Consider the following 23,852-nt stretch of genomic DNA (forward strand, 5'->3'; position numbering starts at 1 on the left):
GGTTTTAGTATCTGCTGCTGATGGTTTAACGCCGCATGAGGTGCTGGCTTAGCCCAGATGATGATGTGTAGCCAGCTCAGTAAAGCGGGGAAGCTAGCACTCTCCGCTTTACTTCAACGCAAAGCTTCAAGCATTCCTTGCTCATCTAGCGCCCCTTTTTTCATTTCAGGTTCATGATATTCAGGCTTTTTGCTCAGGCTCTGGCACTTGTGGTAATGCCGGAAAAGCCATATTGACAATTTTGCCATGGCGGTCATAAAAAAACAGGTTAACCTGCGAAGCCTGTGCCTGCTCAACCGCGCTGGTTTCCAGCTCATAAAAATGTGCCATATCACCAGCCTGTACATCCGGCATGGCATGCCGACGCTCATTGTTATAAAAGCGCAGAATATTATAGGATGCCCACCCCAGTAGCATCAGGCCCAAAACCATAACAACAGCCACCAGTACAGCCAGATGCTGGGTAAAACCCTGCTGGTAATCATGAACAATATACTGGTCAAACCGGTGCCAGCCAAACCACCAGGCCAGCAGGCTAAGCAACGGCACAAACAGGTAAAACCACAGGGTTAAGCCTGCTACGGCAATCAGGCCAAATACCCCGCGTTGCGACCAGCTTTGCAAATCCGGGCGGTGAATAAATGCAGGCAAAATCACCTGCTCATCCTTAAAATTTTTATCCATAATGGTTTCAATTGGCATATTTTTCTCTCTAAAACGGGCGAATAAAAAAGTGGCTACCCAGTATCACGGTATAGGTAGCCACCTATATTTAAGTTTTCCTATTTATACCCGCAGGCCACGGTCAGGACTTTCCCAGCGGGCCCGTTTTTTCGAGCGCTTGAGCAGGGCTTTGGGTAAGGCCACCACGGTGGTGAGCATTGATAAAATCCAGTACAACAGCGGATACCAGATAACCCAGATATAGTTGCGTAATACCCGGCCCTGATCGTAGCGACGATCCATCCATAGGCTGACCAAAAACTGCACCAGACAGGTTAAGCCTAAAAAAAGCCCATATACTTGCGGTAGAATACTGGCGACATACCATTTTTCAGGCAAATCAAACAGTAAGCCTGCAAAATACAATATAAAAATAATCAGCATGGCATAAGACCAGCCGACGCTAAGCAGGTATTCAAACGCCACGCCCCAAAAGCGGCGCGACTTCCAGTGAAACAGGGCCTTGCCATATTTAAGCAGGACTTCCACCCCACCCTGTGCCCAGCGCAGTCGCTGGCTCCACAGGCCTTTTAAGGTTTCCGGCATATACAGGTAACACAAGGCTTGTGCCTCATAGCGGATATCCCAGTGATCCAGTTGCAGGCGCCATGAAATATCAATGTCCTCGGTGACAATGTTTTCACTCCAGTAGCCTACCCGGTGCAAGGCGGTTTTACGAAATCCGGCAATCGCGCCCGACACCGTAAAAATACGGCCATAGGTACGCTGCGCCCGCTTGATCAGCCCAATAATGGAAGAAAACTCACCCACCTGAATCTTGCCCAGCAAGCTTGAGCGATTAATAATGCGTGGATTCCCGGTTACTGCGCCTACCCGCGGGCCACTGAGCAAATGATCCATCATCCAGTGTACGGTATAAGGATGCAGCAAGGCATCGCCATCAATACACACCAGATATTCGTACTTGCTTACCAGCGCCCCCGCCCGTAATGCAAAGGCCTTGCCCTGATTGTTGGCCAGATGCACGATGCGAATGCGGGAATCCTGTTTTGCCAATTCCTCGACAATCTGTTCCGTCTGGTCGGTACTGCCATCATTAATCACAATCACTTCAATATTGGGATAACGGGTAGCCAGTGCAAAACGGATGGTGTCAGTAACATGCTGTTCTTCGTTATAGCAGGGAATTAAAATGCTACAGCCGGGTGCTGTATGGTCAAAAGCGGGCAAGGCTGGCCGGTGCCATTCACGGCGCAGGTAAAACCAGATTCCGCCAATAATCCATAGCCATGCCATCAGCAAGGGATAATAAAACGCAAAGGCAAACAGCGCATTGCGCACCGATAGATTTTGCAGCCAGTTCAGGGCATCAATAAACATACGCTATACTCGATAAATGGTTTTTATTGTGGTTATTCATCAAAATGCACCGCTCAGGCTTAGCACCCCATAGGTACGCTGCTCGCGATTGCCGTCATACACCTGACTGCCCCAGCCAACGCCATAGTTGATTTGCCAGGTACGGCTCAGTTGCCACTCATGCTGATATAGGGCATTCACATAATTTTCACCCGAAAAGCCAGCCTGTTTGCTTATGCCAGTACCCAGCTCAAAATGCTGGTTGAATGACTGCTGGTCTTCACCGCGCCAGGTTAGCCAGTCATGATCCAGATTCACGCCGTAACTGGTGCTATGCTCAGGATTAAAATAATTGCCACCGGGCTGGCTGTTTTTTTCATAAAAAGCCTCTAAGCCTCCAGTGGTAATGTGTTTTTCATTGGCAAACAAGCGCTGATTAACTGCACCAAAAAATGACTGCCGCAGGTTGCCATCGCTAATATCCAATGCCTGATAGCCAAAAGAAGCACTGCGTGATTCATGCTGGCGCCAGTCCACACCCGCCTGATAGCCCTTGGCATCCAGTCCGGCTTCCAGCGCACGCAATGGAATTTGCGCAGAGTTATGCTCATAACCTAGCCGGTAACGCCAATGGTCATTGAGCCAGTGACCCCAGCCGACACTAACGCCGGTTTTCTCATCTTTAGTTTTCTGGTTGGCTGCATTCTGGCTGTCCAGTTGCTGATTTACCAACAGCCATGCACTTTTGCGTTCCTGTTGCCACTCTGCACCCAGACCCAGACGCTGGTCACGCTGACTGGTGGGCTCAAAGTCGGCCCAGCGATCCTGATAATCGGCAAACATGCGCCAATTGCCAATCATCTGACTGTCCAGCCAGGGACTATTAATGCGGGTGTGCCATTCACGGTCACGGCTGCCATTTAGCTGGTTTAAGGTTTGTTCATCTGCTTCACTGTGGCCAATCCTGACATCACTTTGTACAGTAACGCGCTGGCGATCCTGCCACTCCTGCTGACCTTTAAGCACGCCACTATTTTGTGGGGTTTTTTCTCCAGCCTTTTCCAGTGCCTCCTGCCAGCGTGGGTAATCCTGCAAGTCGCGGGCATTGCTGGCATGGGTTAAATCCAGCGCAACACTATGCGGGGCTTTGGCATAGGCTTGCTGTACCACCTGATCAGAAGCCTGTGGCAGGCCACGCCAGTTCAAAATAGTGGCATAGTCATTGGCAAGGCTGGTATTGTCCGGATTTTGCTGCACCAGTTGCTGTAACCTGGCTGCGGCAATGTCCAGCCGGTTACGGTAAGCTGCATCCAGTGCCAGCACCTGTTCTACCCGCACCCGGGCTTTTCTGGTTTCATCATCCACACCAGCAAAGCTTGCCCCTGAAAACTGCTCATCCAGCCTGGCCAGTAATACACTGGCTTGCGTGTATTTTTCCTGTTCAATAAGTGCATAGTAGTCGGCAATAAACAGCTCAGCATCCGGCTGCGGCAAATTGTCCAGCAAATACTGGTAAATCTCATGGGCCTGTTGCGGCTGCTTGAGCGCCAGATAAGCATCAGCCACCGCACGCTTGGCATACGGCTGTAGCTGGAACTGCTCACTCACTGACAGCTTCTGGTACAGGTCTATCAGCTCCGGCATGCGCTCACGCACCCGCAAGGTATACAGGTAATCATTCAACAGCGGTAAATATTCATTCTGGCGTTTATCCAGCTGATCCAGTGCCTGCCGCAGTGCCAGCAGATTCCGGTCTATGAGCTGAGCGGCCTGCTGGTACTGGCCCTGTGCTTCAAGCTTATCCTTTTGTTGTAATGCCGTTTGCAGGTTCAGGCTCAGCCAGTCTGCCTTAACAGGCCAAACCGTATTTGCCTGAAAAATATCTGGATACTGAAGCGCCAGTTGATAAGCCTCGTCAATCCGGTTCAGGTTTTTCAGGGCAACAAGCTGTTGCTCCAGTGCCAGCCGGTGCCTGGGTTTTAAGGCCAGTGCCTGCTGGCTCGCGGCAATCGCCTGTACTGGAAAACCTGCCAGACGCTGTATATAGGCCAGTCGTGCATACTGGTCTGCATTAAGCGGCCCTGATTGTTGTGTATTGCTCAGCACCCGGACCAGTTGCTGCACCACTTGGGTTTGTCCTGCTTCGGCAGCCAGTGTGGCGTAATACCACTGGTCAAATGGCAGCGTCCCCATGGGCTGCGGCTGTCTATACATTTGCCGGGCAAGCTCAAATGCAGCCTGTGACTGGCGCTGGTCTCGCAAGGCATCCAGCCATGATTTATAGGCATAAGAAGGGATTTGCCTGACCCGTGCATTTAGTTTTTCCTGTCGGCTCAGCTGCACAATATCGGCATTACGGGCAGCCAGCCGAAGCACCACGATTAAATCGGCAGTAATACCCATATCGGCCGGGTCTTGCTGATGCAGTTGCCTAAGCTGGGTAATTGCGGGTTCAAACTGCCCCTGACTGGCCAGCCTAACCGCCTGCTGGCGTGCCAACAGCCGCTGTTGGGTCAGTGCCAGTGTATGCGCAGGCTGTAGGGCCAGTGCCTGCGCTGCGCTCGCCAAACCCTGAGTGTCATTACCTGTAAGGCGGTGAATATAAGCCAGTTGTGCGTACTGATCCGCTGTGTGCAGGCTTGCCGGATCAATGCGCTTGACCATGGCATCGGCACTGCTGGCCTGACCGGCCTCTGCGGCCAGCGTGGCATAATACAGCGGCTCAAGCGGCGGTACTGCCCCTTGCCGTACAAGCTGGTGCGCCACCTGATAAGCAAGCCCCGGTTGCTGGCTATCACGCAAACCGCCAATCCATGCCACTCTGGCATACGCTGGCAGTTGCAAGGCCCGCTGATGCAGTTGGGTACTTTGGGTCAGCCTTGCAATATCCTGATTTTTTCCGGCCTGCCGTAAGACTACAATCAGGTCGGCTGCTACTTTCAGGTCTTTAGGAGATTGCCGCTGCAACTGCTGTAACGTAGTAATGGCTTGCTTGAGCTTGCCCTGCCTCGCCCGTTGAACCGCCTGTTCACGCTGCTGATTGATATTCATTGCAGCATTTGGCGGCTTGGCATGTAACCTGGAAGATAAAGTAAAACAGCCTATTTCCAGAAAAAATAAACAGCCCAGATAAAGTTTGTTTTTTAATGGATCAGGGTAAGATGTCCCCATAATTTTCTCAAAATTGAATAAATAAATAGTAAAGCTGGCTTTTAAAATCGCTGGCTTCTTTTGCTGTTTATTGTGCTGTTTTATAATTAAGGTTCAGTGATTGTGTTGCCACTTATTGACGGGTTCGCGTAAGCAGCGCCTTAAAAACGTAACTCTATAGAGATTTTAGTATAATTTAAAATAATTTATTTGCTTTTATGTAATCATAAGCTGACAGCAATAAGCGCCAATTTCCTACAAGATTATTTTCATCACCTTAAAACTTTGGCATTAAAAAGAGCGCCGAAGCGCCCTTTTAAACCATTAATCAAACTACAAATTTAAGCAGGGATCACACCATGCCTTTATCTTTAAGTACCTGATACATAGTTGAACCCAGCTCGGCTGGGCTACGGGTGTAGGCCATGCCTGCACGCTCAAAGGCCGCAAATTTTTCCTCAGCCGTGCCTTTCCCACCAGAGATAATTGCACCCGCATGACCCATGCGCTTGCCTTTCGGTGCAGTTACGCCAGCAATGTAACCCACCACAGGCTTGGTCACGTTGGACTGAATATATTCAGCAGCTTCTTCTTCAGCAGTACCACCAATTTCACCAATCATAATGATGGCATCAGTATCCGGATCATCCTGAAACAGTTTCAAGGCATCAATCTGGTTCATGCCCGGAATCGGGTCACCACCGATACCAATACAGGTCGACTGACCCAGACCCAGCTTGGTGGTTTGAGCCACAGCTTCATACGTTAATGTACCGGAACGGGAAATAATCCCAATACGGCCCGGCAGATGAATATGACCCGGCATAATGCCAATCTTGCACTCGCCCGGTGTAATTACACCCGGACAGTTCGGGCCAACCAGACGCGTACCATTACCATTGGTTTCCAGATAGCGCTTGGCTTCCAGCATGTCGATGGTAGGTACGCCTTCGGTAATGACCACAATCAGGCCAACACCAGAATCGACTGCTTCAATAATGGAATCCAGTACAAACGGCGCAGGCACATAAATAACGGTTGCATCAGCCTGAGTCTGGTCAACCGCTTCACGCATGGTGTTAAATACCGGCAAATCCAGATGGGTTGAACCACCTTTGCCCGGCGTTACACCGCCCACTACCTTGGTGCCGTATGCAATGGCCTGTTCAGAATGGAATGTACCGTTCTTGCCCGTAAAGCCCTGTACCAGAACCTTGGTGTCTTTATTAATTAATACGCTCATGCTAATGCTCCTTAGGCTTTCACGGCTGCAACAATTTTTTCCGCTGCATCGGCCAAGCCCTGCGCTGGAATAAGTTTAAGACCTGATTGCTCCAGAATCTGGGTACCAAGCTCGGCATTGTTACCTTCCAGTCGGACTACCACAGGAACAGTTACATTGACTTCTTTTACAGCGGCAATAATTGCTTCGGCAATCATGTCGCAACGTACAATACCACCAAAAATATTAATCAAAACGCCTTGTACCGAGGTATCAGCCAGAATTAGTTTAAAGGCTTCAATCACGCGCTCTTTGGTTGCACCGCCGCCTACATCAAGGAAGTTGGCTGGCTGGCCACCGTACAGCTTGATAATATCCATGGTCGCCATGGCAAGGCCGGCACCATTCACCATACAGCCGATATTGCCTTCCAGCGCCACGTAGTTCAGCTCGAACTCTGAGGCTTTCAGCTCACGCTCGTTTTCCTGTGACTTATCCCGTGCAGCAGCCAGTTCAGGCAAACGGTATAGCGCATTGGAGTCAATACCGACTTTGGCATCCACGCACAGGATTTCGCCATTTTCACGCACAGACAGCGGGTTAATTTCAAACAGGGCAAAGTCATTTTCAATAAAGGCACGATATGCACCTGTCATCACCTTTACGAACTGGTTGATTTGCTTGTCTTTTAAGCCCAGTTGGAACGCGACATCACGCGCTTCAAAAGGTTGCAAGCCCACTAAGGGATCAACGGTTACCTTAATGATTTTTTCCGGGGTTTCTTCGGCTACTTTTTCAATGTCTACGCCGCCTTCGGTAGACGCCATAAAGGTTACGCGGCGGGTTGAACGGTCAATTACCGCACCCAGATACAGCTCACGCTCAACCGGATAAACATCCTGACAAACCAGTACGCTATTTACCGGCTGACCATTGGCATCAGTTTGATAAGTCACCAGACGTGTACCAATCAGATCACGGGCAATTTGTGCCGCTTCTTCTTTGCTTTTGGCAATCTTTACGCCACCAGCCTTACCACGGCCACCAGCATGCACCTGAGCCTTGATGACGGCAAAGTTACCAATCTTCTCAAACGCTTCAGCTGCTTCTTCTGGCGTAGTTGCCAAGATGCCTTCCTGTACCGGCATACCGTATTGCTTAAGCAACGCTTTTGCTTGATATTCATGTAAATTCATTGATAGACCTAACCGTATTGTCGTTGGTTAATTTAAATACTGCATCGCCTGTCATCTTCATTGATAATCAGGCAACGCCTTCGTATTCCAGACACAAAGCCACTTTCCATACTTAAAAAGCCTGAAAAGTAATCCTGCTTACTTCATTTCAAATTTCTTTAAGCCGTGCGCAGTCCATTACTTGCGTTTATGCTGAATGGCATGAATAGCCCGCCCATCTACAGACAGCGCTGCTTCATGTACCGCTTCAGACAAGGTTGGATGTGCAAATGTCATCAACTGCAAGTCTTCCACGCTAGACACAAACTCCAGCGCAATCATGCCCTGATGCACCATGTCACCTGCATTGCTGCCCAGCACGTGCATACCCAGCAAGCGGTCAGTTTTGGCATCGGCCACAAACTTGACAAAGCCTGCTGGTTCGCCAGCAGCCAGCGCACGACCGTTCACTGCAAATGGAAACTGGCCGGTTTTCACCTCAATGCCTTTTTCCTTGGCCGCTTCTTCACTTAACCCCACCCACGCTACTTCAGGGAAGGTATAAATGACACTGATAATAGTGTCATAGTTCACCTGTGCGGCATGGCCATGAATACGCTCGACGGCCATTACCCCTTCTTCCATGGCTTTATGCGCCAGCATTGGGCCACGCACCAGATCGCCAATGGCATAAACGCCATCAATCGATGTTTTGCACTGGTCATCCACTTCCACAAAGCCACGTTCAGTCAGCTTGATGCCAGAATCTTCACTCAGCAGACCTTCGGCATAAGGCTTACGGCCTACGCACACAATCAGCTTGTCAAAGGTTTGTTCCTTGTCTTCACCAGCCTGATTGTATTTGACCACCACCTTGCCATCTTTTACTTCAGTGGCAGTGACCTTGGCATTTAAGCGAATATCAAGGCCCTGCTTGGTCAGCACTTTCTGGGTTTCCTTGGCCAGTGCTTTATCCGCCATGGGCAGGAAACTGTCCAGCGCTTCAAAAATGACCACCTGGCTACCCAGACGGCGCCATACTGAACCCAGCTCAAGGCCAATCACGCCGGCACCAATGACGCCCAGTGTGGCAGGCACCTGATCAAACGCCAGCGCACCCGTAGAATCTACAATCACTGCTTTATCGCCAAGCGTTTCATCAACAGGCGCAACCGGAATATTAACCGGTACTGAACCCGACGCCAGAATCACATATTTTGGCTCAAGGGTTTGCGCTTCTCCACCATCAAGTGATACGAATTCCACTTTCTTGCCAGCCAGCAGTTTTCCTGTGCCTTGCAGCCAGTCAATGCCATTGCCTTTTAACAACTGGGCCACACCACCGGTTAACTGTTCAACCACTTTGGTTTTACGGGCCTGCATGGTACCAATATCAATGCTGACATCACCGGTGCTAATGCCGTGCGCTTGCAGGTCATGCTGGGTAGATTCATAGCGATGTGATGAATCCAGCAGGGCTTTGGACGGAATACAACCCACGTTCAGGCAGGTGCCGCCCATGGAAGGCTTGCCGTTATGGACGCGTTTTTCAATACAGGCAACTTTATAGCCCAGTTGGGCTGCACGAATGGCCGCTTCATAGCCACCCGGGCCACCGCCAATGACGACAAGGTCATACTGTTGTGCCATGTTTTTACTCCTTAACTTGCAAAAAAACAGACTTCTGCAAGTGGCTTAATTTTTTAAAATGGGCAAATAACCACAACGCAATGCCTGCCAGATGGGTGACAAGCACTGCTTTACAGATCACGCCAGACTTACAGGTCGAGCAGTAAGGATGCCGGATCTTCAATAAACTGTTTAATGGCAACCAGGAAACCCACGGCTTCCTTACCATCAATCATGCGGTGATCGTAGGACAAGGCCAGATACATCATCGGCAGGATCACCACCTGACCATCAACAGCCATTGGGCGTTCCTGAATCTTGTGCATGCCCAGAATGGCTGTTTGCGGCGGGTTCAAAATCGGTGTGGACAGCAATGAACCGAAAGTACCACCATTGGAAATGGTAAAGGTACCACCAGTCATGTCTTCAATGGATAGCTTGCCATCACGGGCTTTCTTGCCATAATCAATGATGTTCTTTTCCACTTCGGCATGGTTGAGGCGGTCGGTATCACGCAGGACAGGAACCACCAGGCCACGGTCAGAAGATACCGCCACGCCAATGTCATAGTAGCCATGATAAACAATATCATCGCCATCAATAGAGGCATTAACGGCTGGATAGCGCTTCAGGGCTTCGGTCGCTGCTTTGACAAAAAATGACATAAAGCCCAGACGGGTACCATGACGTTTTTCAAAACGGTCCTGATACAGCTTGCGCATGTCCATAATGGGTTTCATGTTGACTTCATTAAAGGTCGTCAGCATGGCAGTTTGCTGAGTGGCAGACAATAAACGCTCAGCCACGCGCTTGCGCAAACGGGTCATTGGCACGCGTTTTTCTACACGCTCGCCTACCGCCTGACTTAATGCCGTCGGTGCTTGTGTAGCCGCTGCTGGCTGGCTTGATGTTTGAGCTGCAGCTTTAGGCGCGCTGACATGATTGCTCACGTCTTCTTTCGTTACGCGGCCACCACGGCCAGTGCCAGAAATATCCTTGATATCCAGACCCTGCTCAGACACCGCCTTGCGTACTGCCGGGCTTTGATCTGTAGAGGATTCAGCAGGCTGCTGCACATTGCTACCAGCTTGCGGGTCATCCCGTTTTACAATGGGGGTCGCACCGGCTTCAATTTTTTCAACATTCTTGGCAACATCACCTTCACTAACAGAACCAACGCCTGCTTCAAAGGTTGCAATCACTTCGCCAGAAAGTACCGTTTCACCTTCCTGCTTGGCAATATTGCTTAAAGTACCATCGGAAGGTGCCACAACTTCCAGCACGACTTTATCGGTTTCAATATCGGCAATCACTTCGTCCCGCGAAACAGGCTCGCCCACTTTTTTGTGCCAGGTGGCAATGGTGCCGTCGGCAACTGACTCTGGAAAGACAGGGGCTTTAATTTCGGTTGCCATAATTAGGATTCTCCTTGTTGATCAGGCTTACTTGTAGAGTCAAGACCCAGGGCATCGATAACCAGAGTAGCTTGCTGTTTTGCATGTAAATAAGGTGAGCCGCTGGCAGGGGCTGCCGAGGCAGGACGACCGGCATAATTCACCGGAATCAACTGGTCGGGGCGCAGGCTGGCCACATCGCTATAAATCAGGTGAGCAATAAACAGCCATGCACCCTGATTTTGTGGTTCTTCCTGTGCCCACATCACGCGCTCCAGATTAGGATATTGCGCCAGCACCTCGCGCACGCGGGTTTGCGGATACGGGTACAACTGTTCAATGCGCACAATCGCCACATCTTTCAGTTCTTCTTCGCGACGTTTTTCCAGTAAGTCGTAATAAACTTTGCCACCACACAGCACCACACGCTTAACGGCGTTGTTGTCAAGGTTATCCACATCATCAATCACAGTTTCAAAGTAGCCATTGGCCAGCTCGTCCAGTGTTGAGACAGCCAGCTTATGACGCAGCAGGCTCTTGGGCGACATAATCACCAGCGGTTTACGGGTTGGCCGTACTACCTGACGACGTAACAAGTGAAAAATTTGTGCTGGCGTAGTGGGTGTACACACCTGCATGTTGTCTTCGGCACACAATTGCAGGAAACGTTCCAGACGGGCACTGGAATGTTCCGGACCCTGCCCCTCATAGCCATGCGGCAACAGTAGCGTCAAGCCACACAGACGCTCCCACTTGGTTTCACCAGAGCTAATAAACTGGTCAATAACCACCTGTGCACCATTGGCAAAGTCACCAAACTGGGCTTCCCACACAATCAGGCTGTTTGGGATGGTAGTGGCATAGCCATACTCAAACGCCAGCACGGCTTCTTCAGACAACAGGGAGTCATAGAGCGCAAAGCGCGGCTGGTTTTCCTTGATATTACACAGCGGAATGTACTGGCTGCCATCAGTCTGGTTTAGCAATTTGGCATGACGGTGTGAGAAAGTACCACGGCCGACATCCTGACCCGTTAGGCGCACCAGATAACCTTCATCCAGAATACTGGCATAGGCCAGCGTTTCAGCAGCGCCCCAGTTCAATGGTAGGTTACCAGTCTGCATTTTCAGGCGGTCATCAATAACTTTTTGCACCTGTTTTTGCAGCACAAACCCTTGCGGGAGCTGTGCCATTTTCTGGCCTAGCTCTTTTAAGCGGTCAAGTGAAACACCTGTATTCCAGCTATCTTCCAGTTGATGGCCCACATAAGGCGACCAGTCTACATACAGTTTCTTGTTAGGTTCACGCACCAGTGCATTGGCCACATGCTGGCCAGCTTCCAGTGCCGAACGATAGCTTTCAATCATGTTGTCTGCTGCGCTACGGCTTATCACCTCTTCCTTGATCAGCTTGTCAGCATACAGGGTCCGCGTGGTTGGCAGCTTGGCAATAACCTGATACATCAGGGGCTGGGTAGCGGAAGGCTCATCGGCTTCGTTATGACCACGACGGCGATAGCAGAACAGGTCAAGCACCACATCCTTACGAAATTCCTGACGGAAATCCAGAGCCAGCTGGGTAATGAAAACCACCGCTTCGGGATCATCACCATTCACGTGGAAAATCGGCGCCTGTACCATTTTGGCAATGTCAGTACAATATTCGGTTGAACGCGCGTCTTCCTGATTGCTGGTAGTAAATCCAACCTGATTATTAATAATCACATGCATGGTGCCGCCCACGGTATAACCACGGGTTTGTGACATCTGGAAAGTTTCCATCACCACGCCCTGCCCGGCAAAAGCAGCGTCACCATGCACAATAATTGGTAGCACATCGTCACCACCAATATCCTGACGGCGCACTTGACGGGCACGTACCGACCCTTCAACCACAGGGCCTACAATTTCAAGATGGGATGGGTTAAACGCCAGCGCCAGATGAATTTCGCCACCGGGCGTCATCACATTACTGGAGAAGCCCTGATGGTATTTCACATCACCAGAACCTTTCTTGTTAAAGGTCTTGCCTTCAAACTCACCAAACAGCTCAGCCGGATTTTTACCCAGAATATTAACCAGCATATTCAGGCGACCACGGTGTGCCATGCCAATGACCACTTCCTTGGTTCCTGCCTTACCGGAACGCTGGATCATTTCATTAATCATGGCAATAAAGCTTTCGCCACCTTCGAGGCCAAAGCGCTTGGCACCGACATAACGGCTACCCAGATACTTTTCCAGGCCTTCGGCAGCCGTCAAGCGCTCCAGAATGGCCGCTTTTTGCTCACTGCTGAAATTAAACTGGCCACGTGCCCCTTCAAGACGCTGCTGAATCCAGCGTTTTTCGCGGGTATCCACAATGTGCATGTATTCAGAGCCAATGGAACCACAATAAATGGCTTCCATCGCATCAACCATTTCACCCAGCGTTGTTTCAACCTTGCCAATAGCCAGATTACCGGTTTGAAACACAGTATCCAGATCGGAACGTGAAAGACCATGCGCAGCCAAGTCCAGATCAGGTACCTGCTCGCGTCTGGCCAGATGTAATGGATCAAGATTGGCTTTTTGGTGACCCCGGTTACGGTAGGCTGCAATCAGTTGCAGCACACCCACCTGACGGCGCTCATGTTCAGTACTCACTGAACTTTGCGGCATCGGCTGCACACGGGTGCTATTGCGGGCAAGTAATAGAAATTGTTCTTTGATATTGCGATGCGGCTGATCCCCTTTGGGGAATTGATCAAAATAGGCCCGCCAATCGTCTCCTACTGTGTCTGGTGCAGTGAGGTAACATTCATAAAGTTCTTCAATATATGCCGCATTTTCTGCGGATAATTCTGTGTCTAGACGCTGTGCGTCAACAACTTCTTGCATGAGACGACCCATTTTTCAATTGCAAAAATAATAGCTTGCCGGATAAACAAGCCACTTTACATTAAGGCTTTGGATACAAAACATTAATGCTGCATAAATCGCCCAGCTCATAAAGCGCGGGCTATTTACACACGACGACAACACAACCAAGCCAGGTTAACTGGCAAACGCATGCTTCCAGAACAGTCAGTAAAACAGGTTTTCGCGTCAGACACGTTACCCTGTTTTACTGGCTAATCCAGCCGTACACCGTACCCGTAGCAAGACGGGCAATTTTTGCAAATCGAATTGGCCAAGACAAAGGACTTATTACCCTTAATCTTTTGGCTTGGCGAATGCGACTTAATCCATTCTCTTAAAATCTGTCCAGCATATCAGGCAAGATATTCAAATACAGACAAAAAGCATTATCAATAATGGCTATTATTATGACCTTTCATCATCTGTTTTTCATGTGACAAATCGTATCATGAGTTACATAACCATCTGGATTTTTTTATTCAATAGCTAATATTAAGCCGTGAAATAATCCTGCTGATAATGAATAGCATACGTGATTCTTGCACTATGTTCAGCCCAAATAAGACCAAAGTTGGAGCACGTCTGCCCTAAAAAGAAACATATTGGTTTTTTACAGTTGTTTCGTGTGTAAAAAATAAAAAACGCGTCTCAGGGACGCGTTTTTTATCAGAACAAATCAGGCTTAGCCTGCTTGCTCCAGCAACAGATTACGGATATGACCAATCGCCTTGGTTGGGTTAAGGCCCTTTGGACAAACCGAAATACAGTTCATGATGCCACGGCAACGGAACAGGCTAAATGGATCGTCCATGCGAGCCAGACGTTCAGCCTGTGCCGTATCACGTGAATCAATAATGAAACGATAGGCCTGAATCAGTGCAGATGGTCCCAGGAACTTGTCGGGATTCCACCAGAATGATGGACATGAGGTTGAACAGCAGGCGCACAGGATACATTCGTACAGGCCGTTCAGCTTTTCACGGTCTTCCTGCGACTGCAAACGTTCTTTTGGCGGTGCCGGCTGGTCATTCAACAGATACGGACGAACCTTTTCATACTGAACATAGAACTGGTTCATGTCGACCACCAGATCACGGATTACCGGCAGGCCCGGCAATGGACGAATGACCATTTTGGCAGGCAGTTCGTTCAAGTTCATCAAACAGGCCAGACCATTTTTGCCATTGATGTTCATGCCATCAGAACCACAGATTCCTTCACGGCAAGAACGACGGAAGGTCAGGGTTTCATCCTGCTTTTTCAACTCAAGCAATGCATCCAGTAACATACGGTGGCTATCATTCAGCTCCAGCGTATAAGTCTGCATGTAGGGTGCTTTATCCTTATCAGGATCATAGCGATAAATTTCGAAAGTACGAGTACCTCTGCTCATCTTGAACTCCTGATTAGAATGTACGTGGCTTAGGTGGAATTTCATCCACCGTGAGTGGCTTCTGACGCACAGGTTTGTATTCAAGACGGTTGTCAACAGAATACCAAAGCGTATGCTTCATCCATTCGTCATCACGGCGACCATTAGCATATGTCGGGTGATCACCTGGCAACTCATAGTCAACCACTGTATGTGCACCACGGCACTCGGTACGTGCCGCTGCAGAAATCATGGTTGCCTTGGCAACTTCATACAGGTTTTCAACTTCCAGTGCTTCAATGCGGGCCGTATTGAATACCTTGGATTTGTCTTTCAGATGCAGGTTCTTAACCCGTGGGGCCAGCGCAAGAATCTGTTTGACACCTTCATCCATCAGCTTCTGTGTACGGAACACACCGGCATGTTGCTGCATGACTTCACGGATTGCATCCGCAACGTCCTGTGCATTTTCACCCGCTGCTGAATTTTGCAGGGCATTTAAGCGACGGTTGGTGTTTTCAAGCACTGCATTTGGTAGTGGCGCATAGTCATCACCATGATGCTTGGTCACATAATCAATGATATGTTCACCCGCAGCTTTACCAAACACCACCAGATCCAGCAGTGAGTTCGTACCCAGACGGTTTGCACCGTGGACACTCACACAGGAACACTCACCAATGGCATAGAAACCTTTGACAATTTCAGTTGGATTGTCACCTTTAGGGACAACCACCTGACCATGAATGTTGGTTGGAATACCGCCCATCTGATAGTGAATGGTGGGTACAACCGGAATTGGCTCTTTGGTACAGTCCACGTTCGCGAACTTCTTGCCAATCTCAAATACCGATGGCAGACGTTTCATGATGGTATCTGCACCCAAATGCGTCAGATCCAGCACCACATAATCGCCATTCGGCCCACAGCCACGGCCTTCCTTAATTTCCTGATCCATAGAACGGGAAACAAAGTCACGCGGTGCAAGGTCTTTTAGGGTTGGCGCATAACGTTCCATGAACGGCTCGCCGCTCTTGTTACGCAGCACACCGCCTTCACCACGGCAGCCTTCAGTCAACAGGACACCGGCACCGGCCACACCCGTTGGATGGAATTGCCAGAATTCCATATCCTGCAATGGAATGCCCGCGCGGGATGCCATGCCTAGGCCATCACCAGTATTGATATAGGCATTGGTAGAAGCACGGAAAATACGGCCCGCGCCACCAGTTGCAAACAGGGTTGCCTTAGCCTGGAATACCGCCACATTGCCAGTTTCCTGATCAATGGCAGTTACACCCAGAACATCACCCGCTTCGTTACGAATCAGGTCAAGCGCAATCCATTCCACAAAGAACTGGGTACCCAGCTCAAGGTTTTTCTGGTACAGCGTATGCAGCAGCGCATGGCCAGTACGGTCAGCAGCTGCACAGGCACGTGGCACTGCTTTTTCACCATAGTTGGCAGAGTGACCACCAAACGGACGCTGATAAATGGTGCCATCTTCATTACGGTCAAACGGCATGCCCATATGCTCAAGCTCATACACCACTTTGGGTGCTTCACGGCACATGAACTCAATCGCATCCTGATCACCTAACCAGTCGCCACCTTTTACAGTGTCATAAAAATGGTAGTGCCAGTTGTCTTCCTGCATGTTCCCTAAAGACGCACCAATACCACCCTGGGCGGCAACAGTGTGAGAACGGGTTGGGAATACCTTGGTCAATACAGCAACCTTCAAGCCAGCCTCAGCCAGCTGCAAAGATGCACGCATCCCAGAACCACCGCCGCCCACAATAACGGCATCGAAGTTCAGGATTTCAATATTGGTAAAATCTTGATTAGGGGTTGATTTGTTAAGATCAGTTGCTGCCATGATATGTTCCTATCAATGTGCCCAGAAAATCTGGATGCCCCAGACCATAAACACAATTACTGCAATAATCGTTGTACATTGCAGAATCAGACGATACGCACTTGCTGAAGGACCTACCTGAGTTGGGGTAATATAGTCAGTAAATACTGTCCACATACCAACCCACGCATGACCTACCAGAGATAAAATAGCCAGCAGGCTAAAAATCTTCATGGGCAGGGTCATCATAAAGCCATACCAGGCTGTGTAATCAAAACCGGGATGGAGCAAAATCCAGCCCAGAATCAGAATGGTATATACCGCCAGAATGACAGCACTGAGACGCTGTACAATCCAGTCACGGGAACCTGAACCGGTTAAACCTGTTGCACTTCTCATTACAGCACCACCAACCAGATAAATGACGCCACAATACCAATGGCAGAAAGTACCAGTGCAGTAGTCGCAGCAGCACGGCCACTTTGCAGGCCCTCAGCGAAACCGATGTCGCCAAGCAAGTGCTTGATGCCCATAATCAAATGGTAGATCAGACCAGCCACAAATGCCCACACCACCAAACGGACAAGCAGGTTGCCGAAAATCTGGTCATGCACATAGGCAAAACGTTCTGGAGAAGCCAAAGAACCCTGTAAGAGCCAGAGCAATACAGGAATAAGTAAAAAAATGATGATTCCAGACACGCGGTGTAGAATCGAAGCAATAGCCACGGGAGAGCGCAAATTTACCGCTAACACTTGGCCCATGGACAAATTGACAGGTCTGTTGCTTTTCACAGCGGGCATCCTGTAGGTAAAAACTCCCATTGGAGTTTGTATTAATTCGAAGGAAAGCTGGCGAAACAGGCGCTAAGCCTGTTAAAAACGACACGAAATTATAGTGCTGTTATGATTTAATTACAAACTGGCAGCGAAAATGAATTCGGCTTTTTTTGAAGCGCAAATGAGAATTGCTTCCTTAAATGTGATCAATTTTCACATTTATTGGCCTCTTGACCTAGTATAATCCCAGAGGGGATCACGCTATAAGGCAGATACTGCAAGTGTTGCACGATGATGGCCCAATTGGGTTTTAGATCATGATTGCCTCATGAACAGGCCTAATAAAAAATCTTTTGATTAGGTCAAGTAAAATTTATGCGGCTAAAGTCTAAGAATAGTTTTAGGGCAATGCACTAAAAAGTGGCATGTTGCACAGGGTTAGAATAGTGAGATAATTTATGTGGTTAGCAAAAATTATTATTTAGATTGTCTTATTTTTTGATCAAAACCAGCAATTCACGCATTTTTTTACAAATCTGCTTACAAATAGGATTGTCAAAAACAACTTTGGCATATTGTATGCTATGTGACTTTGACTAATCCGCTGCTATTTCTCAATATGTCAGCAAATTAGCAAAGCAATCAACCAAAGTCGTATTCGTGATGACTTTTTTTGATTAAATTGGCATTTTAGCTTGAAGTATGATTGACAAAATTTTAGTTCAAACTAAGCTTATAGCGCATTTTTTTACATGGCGTTAACGGAATTTAACAATTGGTCATCTTGCAATTGATTTTCCGCACAATCGCATCCTATAACACCAGGACAGGAGAGTTTTTGAATGTCTGACGCAACTGGCAAAAAAGCCGTTCTTTCGCTTGATGGCAAACAAATTGATCTACCAATTTACAGCGGCACACTCGGGCCAGACGTTATTGATGTAAAGGATGTGTTAGCCCAAGGACACTTCACCTTTGATCCTGGTTTTATGGCAACTGCTGCCTGTGAATCCAAAATTACATTTATCGATGGTGATAAGGGCGTTTTATTACACCGCGGCTATCCAATTGATCAACTGGCTGAAAAAGCAGATTATCTGGAAGTTTGCTACCTGTTGTTGCACGGCGAGCTACCAAATGCCGAGCAAAAAGACGAGTTTGATAAACTGGTTCGCAACCACACCATGTTGCATGATCAGGTTCAGCGTTTCTTTAACGGTTTCCGCCGTGACGCGCACCCGATGGCAGTCATGTGTGGTGTGGTGGGTGCGCTGTCTGCGTTCTACCATGACGGACTGGATGTTGAAAATCCAAAGCACCGTGAAATCACTGCAATCCGTCTGGTTGCCAAGATTCCAACCATCGCGGCTTGGAGCTACAAGTACACCATCGGCCAGCCATTCATGTACCCGCGTAATGACCTGAACTACGCTGAAAACTTCCTGTACATGATGTTTGCCACCCCTGCTGATGTGGACTATAAGGTTAATCCGGTACTGGCTAAAGCCATGGACCGTATTTTTACCCTGCATGCTGACCACGAGCAAAATGCCTCAACTTCTACTGTGCGCATGGCAGGCTCTACTGGTGCCAACCCGTATGCCTGTATTGCTGCCGGTATTGCTGCCCTGTGGGGCCCTGCGCATGGTGGCGCCAACGAAGCTGTGCTGAAAATGCTGGACGAAATTGGCAGCGTTGAGAACGTGGCTGAGTTCATGGAAAAAGTGAAGCGCAAGGAAGTAAAGCTGATGGGCTTTGGTCACCGCGTTTACAAAAACTTTGACCCACGCGCCAAAGTGATGAAGCAAACCTGTGACGAAGTGCTGGCTGCGCTGGGTATCAATGATCCTCAGCTGGCTCTGGCAATGGAACTGGAAAAAATTGCGCTGAGTGATGAATACTTCATCAAGCGTAACCTGTATCCAAACGTTGACTTCTACTCTGGCATTATCCTAAAAGCCATTGGCATTCCAACTGCAATGTTTACCGTAATCTTTGCACTGGCACGTACCGTCGGCTGGATTAGCCACTGGCTGGAAATGCACAGCGCCTCTTATAAGATCGCCCGTCCACGTCAGTTATATACTGGCGCGACCCAGCGTGATTTTGTAAAGGTAGACCAGCGCTAATTTAGTAAATTAATGCTGCAATGCAAAAGACTCCCGAAAGGGAGTTTTTTGTTGGGCGTTGAAATTGTAACGATAGTGGTTACAGTGACAGTGGTTATGCTTAATTTGTCTGCTAGCTACTTTAAGGTTTAATCCACCGGGCAATTGCATTTACCAACAAATACTTTGCTATAAATCAAATGGCTTGGCGAATGACTAGTAAACGCTCATCAAAAATCCAAAACCTTTAAAACAAAAAGACGCGACCTGAAAAATGATGATCAGGCCGCGTTTTGCAAATATATCGTTTTATTTTTTTGGTAACGTCATGGGCTATCAGGAAGCAGGTGCCTCACTGACAAACGCCAGATCACTCAAACCAGCTTTGCTGGCCCGCGCCATCACTTGCGCCACAGTGTCATAACGGGCTTCTTTATCAGCGCGAATCTGCAATGAGGGCTTTTGCGCCTGTTGGGCAGCACCGTTCATGCGTTCAGCCAGTTGCTCAAGGCTAACCGCATCCTGATTCCAGTACACCTGTCCCTGTGCATTAATGTTTACCGACACAATTTCAGGGGGTTGCGGCGGTGTTGAGGCATCCGTTTTGGGCAATGTCAGCGGAATACTGGGATTCATGACAGTGGCCGTTACCAGAAAGATAATCATGAGCACCAGCATAATATCAATCAGGGGAATGAGGTTCATCTCATTCATGCCCTGCTCGTTTTCTTCTCCCAGATTAAAGGACATTTAGGCCTGCCCTCCGACCAGTGAGCTGGCTGGTGCTTTATGCTGCTGTACAGTGTCCTGACTGGTTACACCCGGCAGCAGGTTTTCAATCAGTACGCTATGCGCCTTGTCATGTAGCTCATGGATCAGCACACGGTTCATGCGGGTGCAAATGTTGTAGGCCAGTACCGCAGGAATCGCTACAGCCAGACCAAGACCAGTCATGATCAGCGCTTCACCTACCGGTGCGGCAACCTGTGCCAGCCCAGCCTGACCACTGTTACCAATGGCAACCAGTGCATGGAAAATCCCCCAGACCGTACCAAACAGGCCAACAAACGGTGCAATGGAAGCAATGGTGCCCAACACCGGCAATCCACGCTCAATCTCAACCCGGCTGCGAGCCATTTGTTGAAGCAACGCCTGCTCGGCCACCACTTTGCGCTGCTCGGTACTTAATGCAGAAAACTTGCTTTTCAGGTTATCTACCGATTGGGTCAGTGCTAATACGGCAGTATTTTTAGCTTGACGTGTTGCCATCACGCGCAGGATAAAAATGCACCACGTTGCAATCGACATTGCCAGCAGTACAAAATACAGGGTTTTACTGATGGCATCGGCATGTTGCCAGTAGATTGAAAAATTCATGAAGCCTTGCTCCTCATTATTTGGATAAATTCAATACAAAAGGTTGAATGGTATAAACAGGAACGGCAACGCCATCGACCCGGTGTGGGGTAAATGTGGCTCGCTTTAAGGCACGGGATACTTTCTGGTCTAGCGCGGTTAGGCCAGAGCTGCTGACCACCTGCACGTCGTCAACCTTGCCGCTGGCAGAAATGGAAATTCTTAGTTTTACAGTGCGTGATTGCCCTTTAAGGTCAGTATCCGAGATTTCCAGACGTGGTGCGCGAATATATGACACCCCTTCCACCAGTTGCGGCGTAGCAGGTGGGGCTGGCTTTGGCTCAGGCTTGGCAACCGGTGGTGGCACAGGGGCTGGCTCTGGAACCACAGGCTTTATCGGCTCTGGTAAAGGTTCAGGCTGTGGCGCAATTACCGGTTGTGGCCGCTCGGAAACAGTCGGGGTAGCCAGTACCGGCTTGGGTTTGGGCAATGGCTTGGGCTGCTGCTTAACCACCTTAACTTCTTTAGGTTTTGGCTTTGGCTTCGGTTCGGGCTTAGGTGGTTCAGGCTTAGGCGGCTTGGGTTTTGGCTGTTCAAGCTGGATAAAACGCACTTCTACTGGTTTTGGGGTCTCAGGCGGATTAAGCGTCATTGGCTTCATGGTGGCCAGCGCAGCCAGTACTGCCACATGCGCAACCAGTACAATAACCACTGCTCCCAATATACGAGGACTGGCAGGGGGTTTCTTTGCTGGCGTGCTGTCTGCCTGAATCATTGCAGTCATAAACAATTACTCATCCGCGAGGACTTCTCAATAAAATATGCCTGATTTACACCGTCCGTTGAAAATATTGCCTGTTATGCAATATCGAGCTCCCTGCACAGTATGCAAGTTTTGTGAAGTGGTATAATAAATGAGAAGTGTTTTCATTTGCAATGCTGTTTAGTAAAAGTTTTTTTCAAGACGTCATTTTGTAGCTAATTTTTAGGATGCTTTACCAGTTCAACAGGTTTTTCAATTTCTTTTAAAATAAATCTACAACATAGTTCGTTATGCTTATCCGGTTTATCGAAAAACACCAACCTGCTTCAGCGTGCTGTCACTGAACTGATCGACCTGATCGAAGCAAGCGCTTCACTGATGAAACAAGTCTATTCGATTCAGCTAATCTCCTCCTCCCCGTTTTAGCCTGAAGACTTTATGAGGACAATGAGCCGCTGAGTTGACAAAATTGCGCTTGTCTTTACCTGCTAGGCTTTTATGATAATGGCTTTATTTTAAGCACCTGTTTGCCCCTATGCTGTCTTTAAATTCTTATCTAAACCGTTTTTTTCTACTGCTATTAAGCTGTGTGGCGCTGGCTGGCTGTGATAAAAGCAGCAAGACTGTTACGCCCACCACACCCGTGGTGAAAGTACGCGAACCGGTTATTGCACTGGCGCTGGGCGGCGGCGGTGCCAAGGGTTTTGCCCATATTGGTGCCATTAAGGTACTGGAATCCCATGGCATTAAGCCCAAGATTGTTACGGGAACCAGTGCTGGCAGTTTTGTGGGTAGCCTGTATGCCAGCGGCAAAACACCATTTCAACTTCAGGAATTGGCGCTCAAACTTGAAGAAGCCGACATTCGTGATTTAACCTTAAGCAAGCAGGGCTTTATTGCAGGCCAGAAACTTCAGGATTACGTGAATAAGAATGTGGGGAACCGGCCAATCCAGCAGTTCCCTATCCGCTTTGCGGCCATTGCCACCCAGCTGGACAATGGTCAAAAGGTCGCCTTTAACCGTGGCAATGCCGGGCAGGCAGTCCGCGCATCTTGTAGTATTCCCAATGTATTTATTCCGGCCACTATTGCAGGCAAACGTTATGTAGATGGTGGGCTGGTTAGTCCAATTCCAGTACAAACAGCGCGTGACATGGGTGCAGATATTGTGATTGCCATTGATATCTCAGCACGTCCCAAAGCCGGACAGTCAACCAACCTATGGGGCTTACTGGATCAAACCCTGAATATTATGGGCCAGCAAAGCATTAATCAGGAACTGGCACAGGCCGATGTGGTGATTAAGCCTGCTGTAGGCAATCTTGGGGTTATGGACTTAAAATCACGCCATCAGAGCATTTTGGAAGGTGAACGCGCAGCACAAGTACAACTGGCTGCCATTGACCTTAAAATTCAGCAATTTAAGCAGTCTGCTCGTGCCCGGCAATCGGTAGTCCGCTAAATTTCAAGCAGTAACATCAATAAAAATAACCGCTTAAGCCAAGCTGTTTTTTTGGTTTATTTTTCCATAGGGCCGCCCATGTGGTGGCGGCTTGCGGTATGATCACAATAATAAAGCACCCTATCGAATGGCGCCAAGTAAAAAACAGACGGGAGAATAAACATGGATTTAATCCTTCAGCCCTGGTACTGGATGGTTCTGGGACTGGCCCTGATTATTTTTGAGATTTTCCTGCCTTCCTTTACTGCCCTATGGTTTGGGGTTGCCGCCTGTGTGGTAGGTCTCCTGCTCTGGATATTTCCGGGTTTGGGTGTTGAAGTCCAGTTTATCAGTTGGATTATCCTGTCGGTTGCCTTTACGGTATTGTGGTTTAAATTTCTCAAGCCCTTATCACGCGATAAAACCAAGGCAGGGCTTGCCCGTGAAGCCATACTGGGACAGGTAGGCATTATTATTGCGGCACCAGTGGTTGAACATACCGGCGTCGTGCGATTTTCTATTCCACTTCTGGGTGCTGATGAATGGCGCTGTCGTTCGCAGCAGGAGCTGGCTGTGGGTGACCGGGTAACGGTGGTTGAAATTCTGGGTAATGAACTGATCGTTACCAAAAATTAGGCTTTTGTTAAGTCGTTACAACAAGG

Annotated in this window: 18 protein-coding genes; 3 read left to right on the plus strand and 15 right to left on the minus strand. The window is 48.8% G+C overall.

All coding sequences use genetic code 11. The features are described from left to right. Positions 1–180: 180 nt before the first annotated feature. The 12 genes from pgaD to sdhC all read right to left on the minus strand — a co-directional run bounded on the left by pgaD (position 181) and on the right by sdhC (position 17,546). The gene (gene pgaD, locus BKE30_RS12785; RefSeq protein ID WP_076878978.1) at positions 181–702 is read right to left on the minus strand and encodes a poly-beta-1,6-N-acetyl-D-glucosamine biosynthesis protein PgaD; all 522 of its coding nucleotides are present in this window, start codon (positions 700–702) and stop codon (positions 181–183) included. Between the two features lie 84 nt (positions 703–786). Then, positions 787–2,064, minus strand: coding sequence for a poly-beta-1,6-N-acetyl-D-glucosamine synthase (gene pgaC / locus BKE30_RS12790; protein ID WP_076878979.1), 1,278 nt, complete (start codon positions 2,062–2,064; stop codon positions 787–789). A gap of 39 nt (positions 2,065–2,103) precedes the next feature. Next, the gene (gene pgaA / locus BKE30_RS12795; RefSeq protein ID WP_076878980.1) at positions 2,104–5,214 is read right to left on the minus strand and encodes a poly-beta-1,6 N-acetyl-D-glucosamine export porin PgaA; all 3,111 of its coding nucleotides are present in this window, start codon (positions 5,212–5,214) and stop codon (positions 2,104–2,106) included. Positions 5,215–5,545: 331 nt separating this feature from the next. Beyond that, complete coding sequence (gene sucD, locus BKE30_RS12800) at positions 5,546–6,436, minus strand: succinate--CoA ligase subunit alpha (protein WP_076878981.1); 891 nt, start codon at positions 6,434–6,436, stop codon at positions 5,546–5,548. An 11-nt stretch (positions 6,437–6,447) separates the two neighbouring features. Continuing rightward, positions 6,448–7,611 (minus strand): ADP-forming succinate--CoA ligase subunit beta, encoded by a 1,164-nt coding sequence (gene sucC / locus BKE30_RS12805; protein WP_076878982.1) that lies wholly within the window; start codon positions 7,609–7,611, stop codon positions 6,448–6,450. A gap of 177 nt (positions 7,612–7,788) precedes the next feature. After that, positions 7,789–9,240: a dihydrolipoyl dehydrogenase gene (gene lpdA, locus BKE30_RS12810; protein ID WP_076878983.1), complete on the minus strand. Its 1,452-nt coding sequence runs from the start codon at positions 9,238–9,240 to the stop codon at positions 7,789–7,791. A gap of 128 nt (positions 9,241–9,368) precedes the next feature. Next, positions 9,369–10,634, minus strand: a complete 1,266-nt coding sequence (gene odhB / locus BKE30_RS12815) for a 2-oxoglutarate dehydrogenase complex dihydrolipoyllysine-residue succinyltransferase (protein WP_076878984.1) — start codon at positions 10,632–10,634, stop codon at positions 9,369–9,371. A gap of 2 nt (positions 10,635–10,636) precedes the next feature. Continuing rightward, entirely contained in the window at positions 10,637–13,492 is a 2,856-nt protein-coding gene (locus BKE30_RS12820; RefSeq protein ID WP_076878985.1) for a 2-oxoglutarate dehydrogenase E1 component, read from the minus strand. 703 nt (positions 13,493–14,195) lie between these two features. After that, the gene (locus BKE30_RS12825) at positions 14,196–14,906 is read right to left on the minus strand and encodes a succinate dehydrogenase iron-sulfur subunit (protein WP_076878986.1); all 711 of its coding nucleotides are present in this window, start codon (positions 14,904–14,906) and stop codon (positions 14,196–14,198) included. A 13-nt stretch (positions 14,907–14,919) separates the two neighbouring features. Further along, the gene (sdhA, locus tag BKE30_RS12830; protein WP_076878987.1) at positions 14,920–16,764 is read right to left on the minus strand and encodes a succinate dehydrogenase flavoprotein subunit; all 1,845 of its coding nucleotides are present in this window, start codon (positions 16,762–16,764) and stop codon (positions 14,920–14,922) included. Positions 16,765–16,776: 12 nt separating this feature from the next. After that, entirely contained in the window at positions 16,777–17,142 is a 366-nt protein-coding gene (gene sdhD / locus BKE30_RS12835; protein WP_076878988.1) for a succinate dehydrogenase, hydrophobic membrane anchor protein, read from the minus strand. Continuing rightward, complete coding sequence (gene sdhC / locus BKE30_RS12840; RefSeq protein ID WP_083698576.1) at positions 17,142–17,546, minus strand: succinate dehydrogenase, cytochrome b556 subunit; 405 nt, start codon at positions 17,544–17,546, stop codon at positions 17,142–17,144. Before sdhC ends, sdhD begins: the two co-directional genes overlap by 1 nt. 818 nt (positions 17,547–18,364) lie before the next feature. On the opposite strand from sdhC, the gene gltA reads away from it, so the two are divergent. After that, positions 18,365–19,651, plus strand: a complete 1,287-nt coding sequence (gene gltA, locus BKE30_RS12845) for a citrate synthase (RefSeq protein WP_076878989.1) — start codon at positions 18,365–18,367, stop codon at positions 19,649–19,651. A 315-nt stretch (positions 19,652–19,966) separates the two neighbouring features. Here the strand turns inward: gltA and BKE30_RS12850 are convergent, their stop codons facing one another. The 3 genes from BKE30_RS12850 to BKE30_RS12860 are packed head-to-tail and all read right to left on the minus strand — an operon-like array spanning position 19,967 to position 21,770. Then, positions 19,967–20,380, minus strand: a complete 414-nt coding sequence (locus BKE30_RS12850; RefSeq protein ID WP_076878990.1) for an ExbD/TolR family protein — start codon at positions 20,378–20,380, stop codon at positions 19,967–19,969. Beyond that, complete coding sequence (locus BKE30_RS12855; RefSeq protein WP_076878991.1) at positions 20,381–21,007, minus strand: MotA/TolQ/ExbB proton channel family protein; 627 nt, start codon at positions 21,005–21,007, stop codon at positions 20,381–20,383. It abuts the gene before it with no gap. Positions 21,008–21,023: 16 nt separating this feature from the next. Beyond that, positions 21,024–21,770 (minus strand): energy transducer TonB, encoded by a 747-nt coding sequence (locus tag BKE30_RS12860; protein ID WP_143253734.1) that lies wholly within the window; start codon positions 21,768–21,770, stop codon positions 21,024–21,026. A 514-nt stretch (positions 21,771–22,284) separates the two neighbouring features. On the opposite strand from BKE30_RS12860, the gene BKE30_RS12865 reads away from it, so the two are divergent. Both BKE30_RS12865 and BKE30_RS12870 read left to right on the plus strand, forming a co-directional pair. Further along, positions 22,285–23,211 carry a patatin-like phospholipase family protein gene (locus BKE30_RS12865; RefSeq protein WP_076878993.1) on the plus strand — a complete coding sequence of 309 codons (927 nt, stop codon included), beginning with the start codon at positions 22,285–22,287 and terminating at the stop codon, positions 23,209–23,211. A 162-nt stretch (positions 23,212–23,373) separates the two neighbouring features. Beyond that, complete coding sequence (locus BKE30_RS12870; protein WP_076878994.1) at positions 23,374–23,826, plus strand: NfeD family protein; 453 nt, start codon at positions 23,374–23,376, stop codon at positions 23,824–23,826. The last annotated feature ends 26 nt before the right edge of the window (positions 23,827–23,852 follow it).

Origin of the sequence: Alkanindiges hydrocarboniclasticus (assembly GCF_001982605.1) — a bacterium.
GTDB classification, from domain to species: domain Bacteria; phylum Pseudomonadota; class Gammaproteobacteria; order Pseudomonadales; family Moraxellaceae; genus Alkanindiges; species Alkanindiges hydrocarboniclasticus.